An 18,940-nucleotide genomic window follows, 5' to 3' on the forward strand; every position below is an offset into this window, starting at 1 on the left:
TCTTCTCCTCAGTTGTTCCTTGCAGAAGGGGCCGTACCGACCCCTGTCCCGAGCTACTTGCCGGTGCCCTTCGCGGTCCAGAAGCCCTCGATGCCGGCCCTGAACACGCCGCTCTCCCAGGTCTCCCGCGCGGCGGCGTCCTCTCGGGCGAAGGCCTGCTCGATCTCGTCGAGCCGCGGCCGCAGCAGCGCGAGATGAAGCGCCGTCGTGTTGTTCTCCGGCGTCCACTCGACGACCAGGTCGACCGCGCGGTCGACCAGCTGGTCGGGCGCGACGATCGCGTCCAGGAGACCGATCCGCAGGGCCTCCTCGGCGCCGATCCGCGGCGAGCCGAGGACCATGCGCATCGCGTGGTTCCGGACAAGCCTGTTCAGCAGCAGGCTGGACGCGTTCGAGATCGTGATGCCCCGGCCGTTCTCCGGCTGGTAGTACTCCGCCTTCGGACTTCCGATCCGTGCGTCGCAGCAGAGGGTGATCTCCGAGGCACCGCCCACCGCGAGACCGTTCACTGCCGCGATGACGGGGACCCGTGTCTCCACGATGGCGCGGGTGATGTCGTGAAAGGTCTCGAACGCCTCCCGCATCTCCTCGTACGAGGTGGGCGGCGCCTGGAGGTCCTCGCCGGCGGAGAACGCCCGGCCCTCACCCGTGAGCACGATTCCGCGCACGTTGTCGCCGGCCCCGAACTTCCTTATGACATAGGCGAGTCGCCTTCGCGTGACGACGTCCATGGCGTTCAGCTTCTCCGGACGGCGCAGGGTCAGTACCGCCACGCCCCGTACGACGTCGACGTCGAGGACGTCCGTGGACGGGGGAGAGGACGGGACGGTGGGTGCGCCCGCAGAGCCGCGCCGGGCGCCCAGGTCGAAGGTGACACCGGGCTCGGCCGCGGCGCGGTCCTTGAGGGCTGGCTTGGACACGCGCTCGGACGGTGTCCGCGGGAAGTCGACGACGAACTCGACGTAGCGCGGCACTTTGAAACGGGCGAGCTGGCGGCCGGCCCGGTCGACGATCCGTGCGGCGGTCGTACGGTCGGCCGGCACCCCGGCGGCGAGCTGGACGAAGGCCTTGACCTCTTCACCGAAGGTCTCGTCGGGTTCGGCGACGACGGCGGCGGCGATGACCTCCTCGTCACGTTCGATGGCAGCCTCGACCTCGGCGCTCGCGATGTTCTCGCCGCCCCGGCGCACCATGTCCTTGATCCGACCGACGAGCTGGACGCCGCCGTCCGGCCGGCGGACGACGACATCGCCGGTGTGCAGCCAGCCGTCCCGCAGCACCTTGGCGGTGTCCTCCGGACGGTTCCAGTAGCCGCGCATCAGCGGCCTGCCCGAGACGATCAGCTCACCGGGCTCGCCGTCGGGCAGGTCGTCGCCCTGCGGATCGACCACCCGGACCTGCTTCGTCGGCACCGGAAGTCCCAGGCTCCCGCTCCCCACGGCGTTCACGTCATCGACGGAACTGAACAGGTCGACGCCGGACTCGGTCATGCCGTAGATCTCCCGCCACGGCGCTCCCCAGCGTTCCTCCAGCTGCGCGTGGATCCCGACCGGGATGCCCGAACAGAGCACCAGGCGCAGCTGGTTGTCCAGGTCGTCGGGGTTCGGCGGTTGCTTGAAGAGCAGCGTCGGCATGGACCCGAGCACGTAGAAGAAGGTGGCACGGTGGCGGCGGACATCGGAGAAGAAGCCCGACGCGGAGAACCGGGGCAACACGACCAGCGGGGCCCCGATCGTCAGGGCGAGCGCGGTGTTCCACTGCGGATCCATGTAGGAGAACGGCTGCGCGGTGAGCAGGACGTCGTCGGACCCGAGGCCGGTCAGTGCGGCGCAGGTCCAGCCCAGCCGCACCCAGTAGTCGTGGGTGAGCATGCATGCCTTGGGGAAGCCGGTGGTGCCCGACGTGTACTGGAGGTTCGCCAAGGTCTCGGCGGCGGCGGTCACCGCCGGAGCGGTCGCCGGGAACGGCGCGGACCCGTCCGCTGCGACGTCGACGATGCGCAGGTCAGCCAACTCGGCTTCGGCGTCGGTGACTTCCTTCAGGAGACCTGCCCGCTCGTGGTCGGTGAACACGACCCGGGCTCCCGAATCCCGCAGGAGGAAGGTGAGATCAGCCCGCTTGTACGAGGAGTTGACCGGCACTGCCACCGCCCCGGCCTTCAGCGCGGACAGCCACACGACCGGCCAGTGCACGATGTTCGGGAGCATGATCGCGACACGGTCGCCGGGCTGGATGCCGTCCACCTCGATCAGCCGATGTGCCAGCCTGGAGGTCCAGTCGTCGATCTCGGCAAACGTCCAGGATCCGTCGCCGAAGCGCAGGAACTCCCGATCGGGTGATCGCTGCGCACGCTCGGCCAGCAACCCGGTCAGCGTCGCGATGGACGGGTCCTCTCCCATCTGCTGGGGCCCGACGGCCGGCTGCGGACGGCTAGAGGCCGCATCTGCCTCTCGCTGAGGCGATTCCTTCACGACCACGACTGCTCCCCGGCCACGGCACGGCTCTGCTCGCGTCGGTTCGGCTCCGCATCGACCGACTCGTTGTGCCTGTGCAGGACGCGGTAGGCGAAGTAGTAGGTGAACATCTGGAAACCCCAGGTGCTCAGCGCGCCGATGTAGAAGAGGGTGTGCGCCGCGTCGTCACCTGGAATGTGGACGAAGTCGTATGTCCAGGCGATCGCGCATCCGGCGGCGGTCGCCAGAATCACGCCGGCGGCCATTCCCTTCGCGTCGATCGACCAGAGCCGCCTCGCGAAGTAGATCAGGAACAACGTGGTCAGAACATTGACCACGATGAGGGAGATGGCGACCCCCACGCCGAGCCGCCCGCTGAAGAACAGCAGGAAGAGTCCGACCGCAGCGGCGAACACGAACGCCCCGACATCCGTCCGCACGGACGGCTTGTACCGGTGTGTCACCTGCATCAGGCCCATGACGAGGATCAGCGTGATGCCGACCGACCGGGAGAACTGGTCAAAGAAGAACGCGACGGTGTACATGGGACTCTTCTCGTCGGCGCCCACGAGCGCATAGACGAGGAAGTTCGACCCGGAGGTGGCGACGATGATCCATTCGAGGCCGAGAAGATAGTTCTTAAAGTTCCGAATGAATTTCCATCCGAAGGTGAATCCGACGACGATCATCCAGACGTCGGCGAGCAGAAAAAGCAGGTCTCTGAATGCCATTTTTTCCTCGGTTCCTTGATCCTCGTCAGAGCGTGGTGGGCAGGCCGGCGTCGATCGAGGTGTAGTCGTCCCGCTTGAGCAGGTCCGAGGGGTCGGACATCTGGCCGGCGACTTCGGCCCAGCCGAGGTAGTGCTCCGACGACCAGTCGAGGGCTCGCTGGATCTCTTCCGGGAGCTTCCGGATCTGCTCCAGGCTGTACGCGAGGAAGTGGTTCTCCTCGGTGCGCAGGAAGGCGAGGTCCCAGCCCATCGAAAGACCGAATCGGTGACCGTCCGTGGTGGTGTTCTCGCCGCCGCCGTGATAGGTCGATCCGATCCAGATGAGCGCGGAGCCCGCCTTCATCTCGGTGGGGATCGTCTCCTCGTACCGAGGCGCCCGGTGGTCGTCCCAGAGGTGGGAACCGGGAATCACCAGCGTCCCGCCGTTCTCCGCGGTGAAGTCGCTGACCGCGACCATGATCTGGACCCGAGCTTCGCGCTGGTAGTCCGGATGCCGCCACAGCCAGACGGAATCGTCGCGGTGGAGCGGCTGTGCGCCCTGGCCGGGGCCGATCTTGATGGCCATGGTGGCACCGATGTGCATACCCGCCGGGGCCGGCACCGCCTCCTCTCCGAAGAAGACGTTCAGCGGCTTGTTGAGGATGAGCTCGGCCACCCGGTGGTACAGCGGGTTCAGCGCCACGGTGACCATGTGCTCGGTCTTCGCGAACAGGCCGCCCGCCCGGCGGGTGCGGTTGCCGGCGAACACCTCGTCGTGCCCCGTGTCCACCGCGTCGAGCACGGGATCCAGGTCGTTCTTGAGCCCCGTGATCGTCGCGTCGTCGAAGAGCCCGTCGACGATCACCCCGCCGTCTCGCAGGATGATCTCGACCGCCTCTTCGGGGGTCGTGTCGGCAGTGATCCGACAGAGTCCTGAGGTCGACATGGCAATTCCTTCCAGTCAGGACCGGCGACCACATCACGCCTCCGCAATGCGGTGAGGTCATGCTGCTGCATCATGGTCGCTCGATCAAGTCAAATGACTAACTTCTTCTGCGGGAGAGTCGCAGCGTGCGCCGATCGGGGCAGAGTTGCCTGTTAGCCTGGTTGTCGACTTGATCAAACGTCCAACTTCGACAGGGGGCACAGGTGGCACGGGTACCGACGGCCGAGCGACGCAACGATCTGGTGAACGCCGCCATCCACGTGATCGCGACCCACGGCGTCGACGGTGCGACGACTCGCCGGATCGCCGAGCAGGCGAAGGCCCCGCTGGCGACGCTGCACTACTGCTTCCAGACGAAGGAGCTGCTGTTCGCAGCCGTCTTCGAGAGGTTGGCGGAGCGGTACCGTGAGGTTCTGATCGAGAGCGATGTGCACGGCGACGTCGCCGCGACTGCGCGTGCGATCCTCCGCGGCTTGACGAACTGGTATCTCGAGTCCTCTTCGGAATTCGCGTCCGCGACCGTGGAGCTGATCAGCTGGGCGCAACGCCAGGAGTCGCACCCGGCTGTGACCGTGTACAACGAGGCGTTCAACGTCGTGCGGTCGATCCTCGCGAGAGCGGCCTCCGGCCAGGACATCACGCCCGAGACGATCGATCAGATCGGTTATGTCATCGGTGCGCTTTCCGACGGCTTCGTCGTGAACTGGCTGACGTATGCCGATCGTTCCCGGGCCGCCGAGCAGGCAGAGATCATCGTCGACGTGCTCGATGCGTGGCTGACTGCGAAGCTTGCCTGATCGCAAGAAACCCTGTGCACGCCTCGCCGCCGAGTTCGCCCGGATCGGCCGGTGGACGGCGACCGGCGAACCCGGGTGTGTGTCCGCCTGCCGGCGAGCCCGCAGGCGGACACCCGGGTCGCCTCGTCACAGGCGCTTGACGGCTTCCTCGACGATCCACGTCATCGTCGGATCGTCGCTCTCCATCCACTCCGGATGCCACTGGACTCCCAGAACGGGTGCGCCCGGGAACTCCACCGCCTCGACCACACCGTCGGCCGTCCGTCCCGTCACGACGAGCCCCGTGCCGCAGTGGTCGACAGCCTGGTGGTGCCAGGAATTGGTGACCGCCCGAGCCCCGAACAGTCCCGCCACGATCGAGCCGGGCTCGAACGTCACGACGTGATCGTCCGTGCCGTCGGTGGGTGCGGCCTCCGGGGACAGATGCCGCACCGCACCGGGCGGAAGGTCGGCGATGAGCGTGCCACCGAGCGCGGCGTTGAGGACCTGCATGCCCCGGCACACGGCGAGCACCGGTATCCCCCGGTCGAGCGCGGCACGTACGAGCGCGAGCTCGTACCTGTCCCGCTCGACGTCGTGGACCATCGGATTCGACCGCGGGTCGACGTCGCGGACCACCGACGTGTCCCCTCCCCAGCACGCCGGGTGCAGGTCCTGCCCACCGGTGATGACCACGCCGGCCAGCCAGTGGCAGACCGCCTCCGCATCCGTCTCGTACGAGAGGTTCACGGGGAGACCGCCGGCCTGTGCGATCCGGATCGCGTAGTCGGACATGTAGCTGTCGGTGCAGCGATCGCCGTACCGGCGGTCCCCACCCCTGATCAGTTCCAGCCGGATCCGTCGGCCGGTGATGCCGATCAGCGGCCGCATCGCCGTCGGCGTGTCGCCCGTCGCGCTCACGGCAGCTCGAAGTATCGGGCGGACTCCCACTCGGAGAGTTCGGCGAACGGATCCCCGCCCGCGGTGTGGAACTGCATCCACTCCCACCGGCGCGACCCGACCCAGTAGTCAACGAACTCGGCACCGAGGAGATCGCGAAGGATCGGGTCCGCCTCGAGCGCGGCGGCGGCCTTGGTGATGGTGTCCGGCAGCCGGGTGATCTCGCCGGGCGGCATGCACCACGCCATCTCGGCGACCGGCTCCGGCGGTTCGATCTTGCGTTCCACGCCCGCGATCACACCGGCCAGCACGCCGGCCAGCGCGAGGTACAGGTTCGCGTCGGCGCCGGGGACCCGGTACTCCAGGCGGGAGTACGACGGGTGCCCGCACACTGCCCGGACCGCGGTGGTCTTGTTGCTGATGCCCCAGGTGGCGGTGACCGGCGGGCCGCTGAGGTCCACCAGGCGCCGGTACGAGGTGATCTGCGGGAGCACGATCGAGGTGTTGCCCTCGATCGTCGCGAGCAGACCGCCGACGGCATGGCGCATCATCTCCGACGGCCCCTCCTCCGCGTAGAACGCGTTGACGCCGTCGCGCTGGAGGGACAGATTGATGTGCGAGGCCTGCCCGTAGCCCGCGGTGGGCTTGGCCATGAAGGTGACCGTGTGGCCGAGGTCGAACGCGACCTCGCGCATGATCTGGCGGGTTCGCGCCCAGGCGTCACAGACCGCGATCGGATCACCGGGCGCCAGGTTGATCTCGATCTGGCCGGCGGCGTCCTCGTCGTTCCAGGCCTCCCACTCGATGCCGACCGCGTCGAGCCGGTCGGCGACGGCGTTCATGTAACCGGTCCAGTCCTTGGACTTCGCCAGGTGATAGGCCGTACCCGCGCTCCCGCCGAGCGGAGTCAGGTCGCGGTATCCGCGTGCGCGCGCCTCGTGGATGGACTCCTCGAAGACGGTTGCCTCGATCTCGACAGCAACGGTCGCGGCGAAGCCGAGCGAGGCGAGCCGGTCGACCATCCTGCGCGTGAGGTTGCGCGGACAGAGGGGGACCGGCGTGCCGTCCTTCAGCCAGTAGTCGCCGATCACGGCGTCGAGACCCGGCTCCCACTCGACCCGGGTCGAGAGGTCGGGGCGGAAGTAGACGTCGTCCAGATGTCCGCGCCAAGCGGGATACGCGAAGCCGAAGGCCGGGGCGTTGCCGAGGTCGAGCCCGAACAGGAGGTCGGCGAAGGCGAACCCCGAGTCCACGCCAGAGGCGAACTTCTTCGGTGCCAGCGTCTTGCCGAGGAACGAGCCCTCGTGGTTCGTCGCTTCGATCCGGACAGCCCGAACGCTGGTGTCCCGGACGTCAACTCCGGTGACGGGCTTGATGAGTTCAGACATCGTAACGGACCTTCCAGGATGCGCCGATCATGACCGACAGCTGAGAGAGAGTGCCCTGAATTCCGAGCACACCCGAGGACAGGACGGCGAGCAGGTCGTCGGATCCGGAGAACACGCCGGCCAGCGTCTCCGGTGCGCCGGCGATCAGGTAGTGCGTCTCGCCGTCGCCCAGGACGACCTGCTCAAGACCCTCCGGGCCTTCGGTCACCGCGATGAGCACGTCCGGAAACCCCGGTACGGAGCGCCCGGCATTCCAGAAGTGCTCGGCGGCCGTCCGCCAGTCCGGCACCGGCGGCGACAGCGCGAGCAGCGCGCCCGCGGCCAGGTCCGCGTCACCCGAGGGATCGGAGGTGGGTGCGAACCGGGCGTTCAGGTCGACGGTGAGGGTGGCATCGGGTTCGACGAGGACTCCGCTCGACACGTCGACGGTGCCGCTGCCGAAGGTGATCGTCGCCGCCTGCGGGGTGTCGTGGGACCGGATTGCCACCGTGGCGGCCGACTCCTGCGGGGCCGGAAGCACATGGCCCGCGCGGGCGGCATCCCGCAGCGTGCGGCCGATCAACCGGACGAGCGGAGTCGCATCGTCCTCGATCTTGATGTCGACCTCTGTGGCCGTCGCTGCGCGGGACACCGCAGGGGCCGTCGTGGTTTCGGTCATCCTCCAGTCCTTTCGACTTCGGGAGATCACACGCGCCGCGAATCGGTCGCCGCGGATCTCGGATGGACCGTGATCATCTTGGCCAAATGACTCGATCAAATGACTAGATCAGGTGACTAGGATGGTGGGGTACGGCTCGCGACCTGTCAATGACTTCGGAGAGGCTCGACAGTGAATGAAGTGAAGCCCGCGTACTGGGACCAGCTGGATGCCGATGCGCAGCATGCGGCGCGGTTCATCGCCGAAACCCTCACCAGACCGGTACGGGAACTGGGTGTGAAGGCCGCACGGAAGCTCCTGGCGACCTCGCCGCCGGAGCGGCCCCTCACCCCTCTTGACCTGGTCGAACAGCTGACCCTGCCGGCCCGCTCCGGCGAGCTCCGCGCGCGCCTCTATCACCCGGACGGCACGCCGCTGTCCGCCGGTCCGCGCCCGGTGCTGCTCTATCTGCACGGTGGCGGCTTCGTCCTCGGCACCCTCGACGGAGTCGACGAGGTCTGCCGCGCGATCGCCGCCCGATCCGGGTGGGCGGTGCTCTCCCTGGAGTACCGACTCGCACCGGAGAATCCCTATCCGGCAGCCCTGGACGACTGTCTCGACATCTTTGCCTGGTTGCGCCGATCGGCTCCCACGTACGGCCTCGATCCGCAGGTGATCGCCGTCGCAGGCGACTCGGCAGGCGGAAGTCTCGCCGCCGCGCTGTGCCTCAAGCTCCGGGACGTCGGGCTGCCCGGGCCTGTGTCCCAGGTGCTCGTCTACCCCGCTGTCGACGACGCGTTCGCCACCCCGTCCTGGACGGAGTTCGCCGACGCGCCCCTCTTGACCAGCGCGGATGCCCGCTGGTTCTGGGAGCAGTACCTCGGACCCGACCGCGAGGGAACGGTTGATCACTACGCGGCCCCCATGCACGCCGCATCGCTGCGGGATCTCCCGCCGGCGCTGGTTCTCACCGCCGAGGTCGACCCGCTTCGCGACGACGCCGAGGCGTACGCCGAGAGACTGCGGCGTGACGGTGTGGAGGTCACCGCGACCCGCTGCGCCGGCGTGTTCCACGGCTTCTTCACCGAAGTGGGCGTGTTCGCCAGGACGGACGAAGCGATCTCGCAGGTGGCGCGCCACCTCCGAGGCGTTGCCGGTGGCTGAGCGCGCACACGAAGCCGACTCGACGCGCGTTCGGCTATTGACGGCACTCGGGCCCGTGGCTAGATTCCGTTGGTCATACGACTAAGTCGGATGACCAAGACGTGCGCGCCGATGGGCGGAGGGGCGAACGGCCCCCGCCGAGGCGAAGCCCTGACGGCCAGATGTCACCCACCTTTCGACTACCCGAAGGCACACGCATGACTGAGACCGCTCCACCCACCGCCCCCGTCGTCGACCTCCTCTGTGTCGGCGCGGGATTCTCAGGCCTTTACGCGGCGTACAAGGCCGCCGAGAAGGGCTGGACCTTCGCAGGGTTCGAAGTCGCGCCCGGCGTCGGCGGCACCTGGTTCTGGAACCCGTACCCCGGCGCCCGGTGCGACGTCGAGAGCATCTACTACTCCTACTCGTTCAGTCAGGAGCTCCTGCAGGAGTGGACATGGAGTGAGCGCTTCGCTCCGCAGGCCGAGATCCTCAAGTACATCAACCACGTCGCGGACCGCTTCGACCTGCGCCGGCACTTCAGCTTCAACACCCGGGTGACTTCCGCGACCTGGCTCCCGGACGAGCGGCTCTGGGAAGTGACGCTCGACTCCGGCGAGACCCGGCGGGGTCGCCATCTGCTCGCCGGCTCGGGCGGTCTTTCGGCGCCCAAGGACTTCGACGTGCCGGGCCTGGAGAACTTCACCGGGATCACGGTCTCGACGAGCCGGTGGAACATTCCGCTGAGCGATCTGGCGGGCAAGCGCGTCGCCGTGATCGGTACCGGATCGTCCGCGGTGCAGAGCATTCCGCTCATCGCCGAGGTCGCCGAGCACCTCACCGTGTTCCAGCGCACGCCCAACTACGTGTTTCCCGCACGGAACGCCCCACTGTCGGCGGACTACGTGGACGAGATCAAGGGCAGCTACGCGGCGATCCGCGAGGAGTGCCGCCACTCGCTCGGTGGCATCCCGGACCGCATCCCGGACGCCGCCGCGTTCGACGTCTCCGATGAGGAGCGGCGTGAGCGCTATGAGCGGGCCTACGTACGGAGCGGATTCAACGGCGTCGGCGGCGAGTTCTCCGACCTGCTGACCGATGCGAGGGCCAACGAGACCGCGGCGGAGTTCGTGCGGGGGAAGATCCGCCAGATCGTCCATGACTCCAAGACCGCCGCGGTCCTCGAGCCCCGCTTCCACGCGCTCGGCGCGAAGCGCAGCTGCTTCGGTACCGACTACTACGAGACCTTCAACCGTCCGAACGTCTCGGTGGTCTCCCTGCGCGACGAGCCGATCGACACCATGACGAGCGACAGCATCGTCACAAGGGGCGGCTCCTACGAGGTAGACGCCATCGTGCTGGCGATCGGATTCGACGCCTTCACCGGGCCGCTGTTCGCGCTCAACGTCTCCACCCCGGAGTCCGGCAGGCTGCAGGACGCGTGGAGCGACGGCGTCCGGACGTACTTGGGCATCATGACCGCCGGCTTCCCGAACTTCTTCATGATCGCCGGACCGCAGAGTCCGGCGCTCGCGAGCAATGTCGTGGTCACGATCGAGCAGGCCGTCGACTGGATCACCGATCTCATCGGGCATGCTAAGGCCGGCGGCGCCGAGGTCGTCGAGCCGACGGTCGAGGCTCAGGACGACTGGGTGAAGATCACCGAGGACACGGTCAACCAGACCCTCTACGCGACCACCGACTCCTGGTACCGCGGTTCGAACGTGGCCGGCAAGCCGACGACCTTCCTCGGCTACGTGGGTGGTGTCGGCAAGTACCGCCGGATGTGTACCGAACTCGCCAAGCGCGGCTACCCGGGCATCGAGCTCGACGGCGAGACCGTCGCTCGCCGCCTCGGTCGCATCCACAAGGAGATCGCATGAAGGTGGTGCACCAGCGCTACGTCGCCCACTCCGACGCGCACTACGCGGGGAACCTGGTCGACGGGGCCTTCGGGCTGAAGCTCTTCGGGGACGCCGGAACGCACCTGGCGATCACCATCGACGGCCACGAGAGCCTGTTCGCCGGGTATGCGTCGGTCGAGTTCCTCGCCCCGGTCCGCGGCGGCGATGTGGTCGAGGTCGAGGCGCACCTGGCGTCGAAGGGAAGGCGCAGCCGGACCGTCGACTTCGAGCTGCGCATCATCTGCAGGTCCGTCGACGACAGTGGCCGGGCCGAGGTGCTCGCCGAACCCATCGTGGCCACTCGGGCGCGAGGGACGGCCGTCGTTCCGGCCGACACCGCAACGACGACGCCGTGACCGTGGGGGCAGCGTCGGTCGGCGAGGGCGGTTCGAGATGAACCGCAACAGGTGGCCGTTCACGACGGCTTAGAACAGCGTACGGCGGTGGGCCCGCAGGTCCACCGCCGTATCAGGAGACGCCACCCAGGCATAGAGGGGAGCAGATCCCAGCCGGGGGGCTGTCCGCACGTACGGCCCGCCGATTTCGGCGGCAGGCCGTACTCATGCATGCGTGGTCCCGCAAACAATCACTCGGAGACTAACATGACTGAGCACAGCGAACTGAGCGGCCTGGCAGGGGAGTTGAGGGCAGCCAAAGCGCCGCGGAGGGGGGCGCTCATCGGAGTGGGTGCCCTGCTCGTCATCCTGACCAACGCGATCATGTTCATCCTGCCACCGCTCCTGCCGGTCATCCAGGCGCAGTACGGACTCACAACGGTCTCCGCCACCATGTGGATCTTCACTCTGCTCACGTTGGGAGGAGGCGCGGGCTACATCCTGCTTCCCCGACTCGCCGATGTGTCCGGCGACCGCAACGCGTCCGTGTTCGCCTCCGGGTGTCTCACCGTCGGAGCTCTCATCCCCGCCGTGGGTGACTCGTATCCGGCCCTGCTCATCGGTTCCGCGATCATGGGCTTCGGTACCGCGGCCCAGCTGCTGCCCTTGGGCTTTCTGCGGCGGAACCTGGCGGAAGAGGGGATCGTCACGGCGGTTCGCGTGCTGGTCATCGCCACAGGAGTCGGGATTGTCGTGGGCATGATTGGCGGTGGGGTCATCGTCGAGAACCTGTCCCTGCGCACCTTCTTCTGTATCCTCGCCGCGGCGTTCGCCGCGACGACGATCGTCTCGTTCGTGGTCATCCCGCACTCCCCGCCGGCCGAGTCCGTCGGCCGCATCGGCGTGCTCGGCACGGTGTGGATGATCGCGTGGGTCGCGGCGGTGCTGCTGACGCTGACGCAGGGGCTGGTGTGGGGCAATGCGGCCGTCATTCCGCTGATCGCCGGCGTCGTCGGCGGAGTCCTGTGGGTACGTGTTGAGCGCAGGTCCTCGGCTGCGGTGTTCGACGTGGCGATGCTGAAGTCGTCCCTCGTCACCGCGGCGTCCCTGTCGGTGGCGTTGTTCGGCGCTGTGAACGCGGCGTTCCTGTTGCTGCTGAGCACCTACAGCCAGGTCATTCCCGCGTACCTCCCGCCGAAGGACGCCTACGGCCTCGGACGCACCGCGCTGCAGACGGGTTGGCTCATGGTGCCCTTCGCGGTGATGTTCGTGGTGGGTGGCAAGGTGGTCGATCGACTGGTCGCCCAGGGGCGCGGTGCTTCTGTGCTGGTGATGGGTGCTCTCCTCACCGCCGCGGGGCTCGGCTGGCTTGCTCTGGCCCACGACCGCCCGTGGCACTACCTCGTGGGCGCCGGTGTGATCGGCCTCGGATGCAGCATGGGATATGCGGCCGGTTTCAGCATTGCCCAGATGGCGGTATCCGAGGAGAAAGCCGGGATGGCCGCGGGCGTGGTCGGCACCGCCATGGCGATCGGCATCGCCTTCGGGTCGGCACTGATCACCGGGGTGCTGAGCGCGTCTGTCGTCCCCGTTCCCGGAACGGACATCGAGGTCGCCGAGGAAAGCCTCTACGGCACCAGCTACTGGATCTCGGTCGGCCTCGCCGCGCTGATCGTGGTCACCGTGCTGATCTCGCGAGCGCGCCACGTCAGGCGCGTGCCCGCCGCGGCGTCCTAGATCGACCACGCTTCCGAGACGAACGCCGCAGCGTGCAGCCCCCACTCGTCCAGCTTTCCTCGGACGATCTTCAAGAAGTCCTCGCCCGCGGGGCGCTGACCTGCGCAGGTAGACGTCTAGGGGGTGCTGGCCTGCGGCGTTGCTCCGTTCAGGGGCTGGGAGCTGCTGGGGGTGCCGGACGGCCGCCCCGTGCTCAGACTCGTCTGACGAGCTGTGCGCGGGACGGTGCGGGTTCGGATGATCAGGCTGCCTTGGGCTGGGAGTCGGCGAGGTCGTTCAGGACCGCGTTGACCACGGGCCAGCACATGTCCAGGGTGTCGCGGTCCGGGGCGTGAGCCTCCCGGATCTCGGCGCGCGGATGAACAAAGTTGCGGTACTTGCGCAACTCGTGACAGGTCTTGATCAGGGAATCCAGGCTCGCCCTGCCGGGGGAGGTGCGGCCGAGCAGGGAAGCGTCGCGCTCGTGAACGACGTGGACGAGGACGCCTTCGAGGAGGCTGCCGAGCATGATGATGGCGGCCACATGGGCGCCGTTGGCGTAGCAGGTGTGGGCCTCGTCCAGGCGGTGCTGGAGGAGGCCGACCATGTTCTGGTCCGTGATGAGGTCGGTCATGGTGGCTCTGAGTTCGACTGGGCCCAGGCTGCCCGGATGGGCGAGAGGGGTCGCAGGCGACGAGGCGGGGGCGGCCGCCGGGGTTCTCCAGGCGTACGCCCTCATGGATGAGGAAGGCGTTGACGGCGGAGATGACGGCGGGGAGTTGTTCGGGCTCGTCGAGGTACTCGCGCGGGTCGGCGAGCCGGTGCAGGACATTCTCCAGCTCGGTGGGGTCCTCGCGACGCTCGGTGAGCCGTGCGAGGGCCCACTCCCTGCGGTACTCGCCGTCGTACTCCGGCACGCGCTGCCAGCCGGCGTGTTCCAGGAACCGGGCGATCTCGTAACCCTTGCGGTAGTAGAGGTGTTCGTCGCCGCAGATGACGCGGGCCAGTTCCTCCAGGGTGTTGGCGTCCAGGATGCCGAGAGGGCAGTGCGGGGTCGTGCCGAGCCTTCCGTGATGTCTTCAGATTCCTCGTCCTCAGCCGGTTGCAGACTCGCGAGGGGAGTTCCGGCTGGGCGCCGGCCGTCGCGGAGTTCGGAGCGCCGGAGTACGACCTCCCGATCACCGAGATCCCCGGCACCTCGTCCGCAAGCGTCCGCCGGCTTCGGGCCCGGGGGTGCGAGGTTTGGCCGCGGGGGCGGATCAGGTCCGGGATCCGGCGGCGGATCGTGGAGGGGTGCCCGCCCGCCTGGTCGACTCGGCTGAACCACAGTTCCCGACGGCGGGTGGGTCCCAGGACTCCAGCTACAGGATCCGCGCCACCTGCCGGCGCAAATTCCTCTCCAGGGACGCCTGCTGAAGTCGGCCCCCTCACCGGCCCGGCCCCCTGTCATTCACGGTGATTTGCCGCGACATCGACGAGCCGTCCAGAGGGCGGCGAACCGTCCGGCGAACGGGCTTGATGGCGTAGGTGCGAGGTGCTGCTGACGGCTCCGTTCTCCCCAGATCCTCCCCAGCGCTTCCGGATCCCCGAAAGGCCAGCTCAGAGGGCCTGTGAAGGGGAGGGCGAGGAGATCACCCGCACCTACCGGCACCTGATGCCAGGGAGCATCACCGAAGCTGCCCGGATCCTGGATGCCGGACTCTGGGAAGCAGCCTGATCTCACCACTCGACGAGGGACGGTGTCGACGACGGCGACTTGAGGCTGGTGGAATGTCCCAGACCTAGCGTCGTCGCGGAGCCCTTGTGGAGCAGTCAGTGTTGGGCCCGACGTGGAGCGGACCGTGTTGTGGTGGAACTTCGTGGGCCGCACGGACGAGGAGATCCGCCAGGCCCGCGAGGAGTGGATGACATCCGACCGCTTCGGCGAGGTGAAGGGCTACGACGGTGACCGCCTCGACGCGCCGGAGGTCCCGGCGACCCCGCTCAAGGCGCGGGGAAGGGTGCGCTGACCTGGGTTTTTCCCTTTTGCGTCGATTCAAAGTCGAGGGCTGCTTGGCTCCGCCGGGGCTGTCGTCGCGACTGCGGGAGGGCGCGCATCGCAGCCCCTTCCGCAGTCGTGTAGTCGGTGGGTGCACTTCCAGGGTGTGCTCGGGTGCGAGCAGGTCTGGTCAGCTGAATGCTGACCTTTTGCTGACTTTACTGACGGTTCATCAGGTGCCCTGACGGTGTAGCGCGGGCAGTGGCAACACGCCGGTCTCGGCACCGTAACCTGCGTGGCCATGGCCTGGCGGGGCGTGGTGGTACGTCTGTTCCGGCTGGTCGGCCGGCCTGGTCGGCTCGACGTTAGGCGTTGCCCCAGCCCTAGTCGAGCAGGATGGAGCCAGCGAGCCGAGGGTTCTGCTTCAGTGCGGTGACGTCATTTTCTGGACTGGCCGCGCGTCCTCGCATCGATCAATTGTGCGACCGGCTGATGGTTCAGGGGTCCGCAGATCGTGCTGTGCGAGGAGCAGGCGGGCTCGGGTAAATCGACGGTGGCTGCGGACGTGCTGGAGCGGCCCGCGCACCAGGGGGTGATCGCTGCCGTTCGTATGGAGGGAGCCGGATCACATGAGCGACACCGTGCAAGCCGTCGCTGGTTTGCTGTACCACCAGCAGGCCGCAGGTCTGATCCCGGCCCAGCAGGTGTGATGGCCAAGCTCCGCTGAGGGCCTGGACGTCTCCCGTTTATCGTGCACGAGCTCGTTAGGGCTCGCAGAGAATCAAGGTGTTGCTTCCCTTGATTCGGCTCGTTGATATGGTATGCGCATATCTGACGAGGTCCGTGGTCAACTTGCTGTGAGATTCCAGGTGTTGTTCCCGCACCTGAACGAGCGGCAGCGCCGTCTGCTGATGGGGGCTGAGGCCAGGATTCTGGGCCACGGCGGTATCCGGGCGGTCGCCCGGGCGGCTCAGGTCAGCGAGACCACCGTGCGCAAGGGGGTGGACGAGTTGGAGGCGGGGGCGGAACCGCTGGGCCGGGTCCGCCGTCCCGGTGGCGGGCGCAAGCGGGCGGCCGAGGTGGATCCAGGACTGCGGACCGCGCTGTTGGCGCTGGTCGAGCCGGACATACGAGGGGATCCGATGTCGCCGCTGCGGTGGACGACGAAGTCCACCCGCAGACTCGCCGGCGAGCTCACCAGGCGGGGCCACCGCGTCTCGGCGGATACCGTCGCCGACCTGCTGCGGGAGGAGGGGTTCAGTCTCCAGGCCAACGCCAAGACCCTCGAAGGAAGGCAGCATCCGGACCGGGATGCCCAGTTTTGCTACATCAACGACCGGGCCAGGGAACATATGGGCGCCGACGATCCGGTGATCAGCGTCGACACCAAGAAGAAGGAGCTGGTCGGCCAGTACAAGAACGGAGGCCGCGAGTGGCATCCGAAGGGACTGCCGGCCCAGGTCAGGACCCATGACTTCCTCGACCGCCAAGGACCGGGCAAGGCGATCCCCTACGGGATCTACGACGTCGCCGCGAACACCGGCTGGGTCAGCGTCGGCACCGATCACGACACGGCCGCGTTCGCCGTCGCCTCCATCCGCCGTTGGTGGCAGGCCCGTGGAAGCCGCGACTACCCACGGGCCGCCCGGTTGCTGATCACCGCGGACGCGGGTGGCTCCAACGGATACCGCACACGCGCCTGGAAGGCCGAACTCGCCGCCCTGGCCGCCGAAACCGGCCTGGAAATCACGGTCTGCCCCATGCCGCCGGGCACCTCGAAGTGGAACAAGATCGAGCACCGGCTGTTCTCCCATATCTCCATGAACTGGCGAGGCAGGCCCCTGAACAGCCATGACGTCATCGTTAACAGCATCAGGGCAACCACCACCCATACCGGACTGACAGTCCACGCCGAACTCGACTCGGGCACTTACAACACCGGCATCAAGGTCACCGACACAGACATCGACGCCCTGCCCATCCACCGGCACCGCTTCCACGGCGACTGGAACTACACCCTCTACCCACAGCACGACACGGCCGGCGGGGCCGAGGGCCCCCAGCCAGCCGAGGGCCTGCCGCCTCAGTCCCGCGCTGGCGGTCTGCGACACCCGGAACTGACCGGCATGACCGAGCCGGCATTGGATGAACTCGTCGAGCAGCTGTCCCAGAAACTCGATGAGCTACGTGAACACGGGCGGTCGCAGCAGCGAGGAGGAGACCGCATCCGGGCTCGCGGAGCCGGTGCCAAGGACAAGCTGACCGCCGCTGACCGAGTCCTGGCCACCGTTCTCTACCTGCGCAAACTCGGAACCCGAGACCTGATCGCCCAGCTCTTCGGCGTCAACGGCAGCACCATCACCAGGGCCATTCACCAAGTCCGGCCCCTCCTCGCCGAGAACGGCTACACCGTTCGACCCTCGACAGCCAGGTTCCGCACACCCGCCGACGTCACCACCTTCCTCGCCACCAGCAGGCCCACGAAGATCAAGTCAGCATGTTGATTCTCTGCGAGCCCTTAGAGGCCCTAACACAATGAGGTAGTCACCAGCAGGCGACGCACTGGGTGAGGTCTTCCGACAGGAAGATCGTGAAACGTCTCTGCGATCCAGTGACGGTCGCCATGTAGACCCGAGCTGTTCCTGCGGACTGGAGTCCGGCGATGGCTTCCGCAAGTCCGGGCCGAGGTGTGACGCCCGTGTCGACCATGACTTCGTGCCGCCAGGACCAGATGTCCCAGAGCTGTTGCGCAGAAGCCGTTTGGTTCAGGAAGACCTCGAAGTCCGCGCCTGCCTCCAGCTCGGCCAGAGCTGCGCGTGCAGAGATGCAGCCATCCTGGGAGAGTGCGGATTGCAGGGCGTCTCGGTTCATGCGATCAGTTTGCCGGGCCGGCCAAGGACAGCACCTGGCGGTGGGTGATCAGGCAGCACGCGAGCTTGAGGAAGGCTTCGTGGATGTCGGCTCGGCGTTCCCAGCGGACACGAAGTCGTTTGAAGCCGTGGAGCCAGGCGAAGGTGCGCTCGACCACCCATCGGTAGGCGCCCAGGCCGCTGCCATGGGCTGTGCCGCGGCGGGCGATGACGGGGATGATCCGCCGGGCCCGGACCTGGTTGCGGTAGATGTCGTGGTCGTAGCCGCGGTCGGCGAAGACCGACTCCGGCTTGCGGCGGGGCCGCCCGGGCCTGCCCCGGACGGGTGGGACGGCATCGAGCAGGGGCATGAGCTGGGTGACGTCGTTGCGGTTGCCGCCGGTGAGGATGACGGCGAGCGGGGTGCCGTGTCCGTCGGTGATCAGGTGGTGCTTGGAGCCGGCCCGTCCCCGGTCGACTGGCGAGGGGCCGGTCTGGAGCCCCCTTTTAACGCTCTGACGTGGCTGGAGTCGACAACCGCCCGTGACCAGTCGAGCCGGGCGGCGGCGTTCAGCTCGGCCAGCAGCACCTCGTGCAGCTGCTGCCAGACCCCGGTTTCGTTCCAGTCCCGCAGTCGACGCCAGCACGTCATGCCGGACCCGAAGCCGAGCTCTTGGGGCAGGTGTTCCCACTGGATGCCGGTGTGCAGCACGAACAGGATCCCGCACAGCATCTGCCGGTCCGGGACCGGCTTGCGGCCCGGGTATCTGAACCGTCTCTCCCGCTTCGGCAGGAGCGGCTCGATCCGCTCCCACAGGTCATCCGACACTATCCACGGTGAAGCCCCCATGGCCGGACAACGCTGACCCCGACGACCGGACACGGCCACCAGGACCGATCCACCTCATTGTGTTAGGGCCTCTTAGGGCTTGGCCAGCCAGCGTCACAGGGGCAGTAGTGGTGCGAGACATCAAGCACAGGGCGTGTCCGCGACCCTGCGCCCACAGCCGTGCAGACCTGCACGAGCGGGGACGGCCCTGGCACCGTGCCTATGGCCGCCAAGTTCGACGTCCGGGGCTACCCGAGTGCCTGGTATCGGCGTGGCGTCGATCTCGCTGCTCGGAATAGGGCGGTCCCTTGGCGGCGGGGCCCTCGGGGAAATAATCCCGGCGTCCTGGGGCGTTCCCGATCGGCAATCGCTGAGT

General features: G+C 67.6%; 14 protein-coding genes and 2 pseudogenes. 7 read left to right on the forward strand and 9 right to left on the reverse strand.

Going from position 1 to position 18,940, the window contains the following annotated elements:
- Positions 1–53 precede the first annotated feature (53 nt).
- The 3 genes from ACZ7G1_RS13785 to ACZ7G1_RS13795 form a co-directional block, all read right to left on the reverse strand.
- Positions 54–2,399, reverse strand: a complete 2,346-nt coding sequence (locus ACZ7G1_RS13785) for an AMP-binding protein (protein ID WP_470871257.1) — start codon at positions 2,397–2,399, stop codon at positions 54–56.
- A gap of 68 nt (positions 2,400–2,467) precedes the next feature.
- Positions 2,468–3,184, reverse strand: a complete 717-nt coding sequence (locus ACZ7G1_RS13790) for a transporter (RefSeq protein WP_470871255.1) — start codon at positions 3,182–3,184, stop codon at positions 2,468–2,470.
- Between the two features lie 25 nt (positions 3,185–3,209).
- Positions 3,210–4,109 (reverse strand): phytanoyl-CoA dioxygenase family protein, encoded by a 900-nt coding sequence (locus ACZ7G1_RS13795; RefSeq protein WP_449472465.1) that lies wholly within the window; start codon positions 4,107–4,109, stop codon positions 3,210–3,212.
- A gap of 203 nt (positions 4,110–4,312) precedes the next feature.
- Between ACZ7G1_RS13795 and ACZ7G1_RS13800 the strand changes: the two genes are divergently transcribed.
- The gene (locus tag ACZ7G1_RS13800) at positions 4,313–4,906 is read left to right on the forward strand and encodes a TetR/AcrR family transcriptional regulator (protein WP_026058698.1); all 594 of its coding nucleotides are present in this window, start codon (positions 4,313–4,315) and stop codon (positions 4,904–4,906) included.
- A gap of 126 nt (positions 4,907–5,032) precedes the next feature.
- Here ACZ7G1_RS13800 and ACZ7G1_RS13805 read toward each other — a convergent pair whose 3' ends face one another.
- From ACZ7G1_RS13805 to ACZ7G1_RS13815, 3 genes are read right to left on the reverse strand one after another with little or no spacing between them, the layout of a single operon-like run.
- Positions 5,033–5,806, reverse strand: coding sequence for a gamma-glutamyl-gamma-aminobutyrate hydrolase family protein (locus ACZ7G1_RS13805; RefSeq protein WP_017241818.1), 774 nt, complete (start codon positions 5,804–5,806; stop codon positions 5,033–5,035).
- Positions 5,803–7,173: a glutamine synthetase family protein gene (locus ACZ7G1_RS13810; RefSeq protein WP_470871252.1), complete on the reverse strand. Its 1,371-nt coding sequence runs from the start codon at positions 7,171–7,173 to the stop codon at positions 5,803–5,805. Before ACZ7G1_RS13810 ends, ACZ7G1_RS13805 begins: the two co-directional genes overlap by 4 nt.
- Positions 7,166–7,831 carry a hypothetical protein gene (locus ACZ7G1_RS13815; protein WP_017241816.1) on the reverse strand — a complete coding sequence of 222 codons (666 nt, stop codon included), beginning with the start codon at positions 7,829–7,831 and terminating at the stop codon, positions 7,166–7,168. The genes ACZ7G1_RS13810 and ACZ7G1_RS13815 overlap by 8 nt, the downstream gene beginning before the upstream one ends.
- A gap of 180 nt (positions 7,832–8,011) precedes the next feature.
- On the opposite strand from ACZ7G1_RS13815, the gene ACZ7G1_RS13820 reads away from it, so the two are divergent.
- From ACZ7G1_RS13820 to ACZ7G1_RS13835, 4 genes are all read left to right on the forward strand, one after another.
- A complete protein-coding gene (locus tag ACZ7G1_RS13820) occupies positions 8,012–8,974 on the forward strand; it encodes an alpha/beta hydrolase (protein ID WP_470871250.1) in 963 nt (320 codons plus the stop codon).
- A gap of 197 nt (positions 8,975–9,171) precedes the next feature.
- A complete protein-coding gene (locus tag ACZ7G1_RS13825) occupies positions 9,172–10,836 on the forward strand; it encodes a flavin-containing monooxygenase (RefSeq protein ID WP_470871248.1) in 1,665 nt (554 codons plus the stop codon).
- A complete protein-coding gene (locus ACZ7G1_RS13830) occupies positions 10,833–11,213 on the forward strand; it encodes a hotdog fold domain-containing protein (RefSeq protein ID WP_470871246.1) in 381 nt (126 codons plus the stop codon). The genes ACZ7G1_RS13825 and ACZ7G1_RS13830 overlap by 4 nt, the downstream gene beginning before the upstream one ends.
- Positions 11,214–11,459: 246 nt before the next feature.
- On the forward strand, positions 11,460–12,929 hold the full coding sequence (locus ACZ7G1_RS13835) for an MFS transporter (RefSeq protein WP_470871244.1): 1,470 nt from the start codon (positions 11,460–11,462) through the stop codon (positions 12,927–12,929).
- 241 nt (positions 12,930–13,170) lie between these two features.
- Here the strand turns inward: ACZ7G1_RS13835 and ACZ7G1_RS13840 are convergent, their stop codons facing one another.
- Positions 13,171–13,542 (reverse strand): hypothetical protein, encoded by a 372-nt coding sequence (locus tag ACZ7G1_RS13840; RefSeq protein ID WP_470871242.1) that lies wholly within the window; start codon positions 13,540–13,542, stop codon positions 13,171–13,173.
- 1,204 nt (positions 13,543–14,746) lie between these two features.
- On the opposite strand from ACZ7G1_RS13840, the pseudogene ACZ7G1_RS13845 reads away from it, so the two are divergent.
- Together ACZ7G1_RS13845 and ACZ7G1_RS13850 are read left to right on the forward strand one after the other, a co-directional pair.
- Positions 14,747–14,917, forward strand: a pseudogene (locus ACZ7G1_RS13845) (pirin family protein); the annotation flags it as partial.
- A gap of 790 nt (positions 14,918–15,707) precedes the next feature.
- Positions 15,708–17,390, forward strand: coding sequence for an ISAzo13 family transposase (locus ACZ7G1_RS13850; RefSeq protein ID WP_470871240.1), 1,683 nt, complete (start codon positions 15,708–15,710; stop codon positions 17,388–17,390).
- A gap of 40 nt (positions 17,391–17,430) precedes the next feature.
- Here the strand turns inward: ACZ7G1_RS13850 and ACZ7G1_RS13855 are convergent, their stop codons facing one another.
- Together ACZ7G1_RS13855 and ACZ7G1_RS13860 are read right to left on the reverse strand one after the other, a co-directional pair.
- Complete coding sequence (locus ACZ7G1_RS13855) at positions 17,431–17,757, reverse strand: hypothetical protein (protein ID WP_470871238.1); 327 nt, start codon at positions 17,755–17,757, stop codon at positions 17,431–17,433.
- 4 nt (positions 17,758–17,761) lie between these two features.
- Positions 17,762–18,638, reverse strand: a pseudogene (locus tag ACZ7G1_RS13860) (IS5 family transposase).
- Between the last annotated feature and the right edge of the window lie 302 nt (positions 18,639–18,940).

The organism is Streptomyces sp. NPDC037273 (assembly GCF_055603625.1).

Bases quoted from the DNA above. Each gene is read 5' to 3' on its own strand.
- ACZ7G1_RS13830 (WP_470871246.1), top strand. From the start codon at position 10,833: ATGAAGGTGGTGCACCAGCGCTACGTCGCCCACTCCGACGCGCACTAC.
- ACZ7G1_RS13790 (WP_470871255.1), bottom strand. From the start codon at position 3,184: ATGGCATTCAGAGACCTGCTTTTTCTGCTCGCCGACGTCTGGATGATC.
- ACZ7G1_RS13785 (WP_470871257.1), bottom strand. From the start codon at position 2,399: ATGGGAGAGGACCCGTCCATCGCGACGCTGACCGGGTTGCTGGCCGAG.
- ACZ7G1_RS13855 (WP_470871238.1), bottom strand. From the start codon at position 17,757: ATGAACCGAGACGCCCTGCAATCCGCACTCTCCCAGGATGGCTGCATC.
- ACZ7G1_RS13810 (WP_470871252.1), bottom strand. From the start codon at position 7,173: ATGTCTGAACTCATCAAGCCCGTCACCGGAGTTGACGTCCGGGACACC.
- ACZ7G1_RS13825 (WP_470871248.1), top strand. From the start codon at position 9,172: ATGACTGAGACCGCTCCACCCACCGCCCCCGTCGTCGACCTCCTCTGT.
- ACZ7G1_RS13795 (WP_449472465.1), bottom strand. From the start codon at position 4,109: ATGTCGACCTCAGGACTCTGTCGGATCACTGCCGACACGACCCCCGAA.
- ACZ7G1_RS13835 (WP_470871244.1), top strand. From the start codon at position 11,460: ATGACTGAGCACAGCGAACTGAGCGGCCTGGCAGGGGAGTTGAGGGCA.
- ACZ7G1_RS13815 (WP_017241816.1), bottom strand. From the start codon at position 7,831: ATGACCGAAACCACGACGGCCCCTGCGGTGTCCCGCGCAGCGACGGCC.
- ACZ7G1_RS13850 (WP_470871240.1), top strand. From the start codon at position 15,708: ATGCGCATATCTGACGAGGTCCGTGGTCAACTTGCTGTGAGATTCCAG.
- ACZ7G1_RS13840 (WP_470871242.1), bottom strand. From the start codon at position 13,542: ATGACCGACCTCATCACGGACCAGAACATGGTCGGCCTCCTCCAGCAC.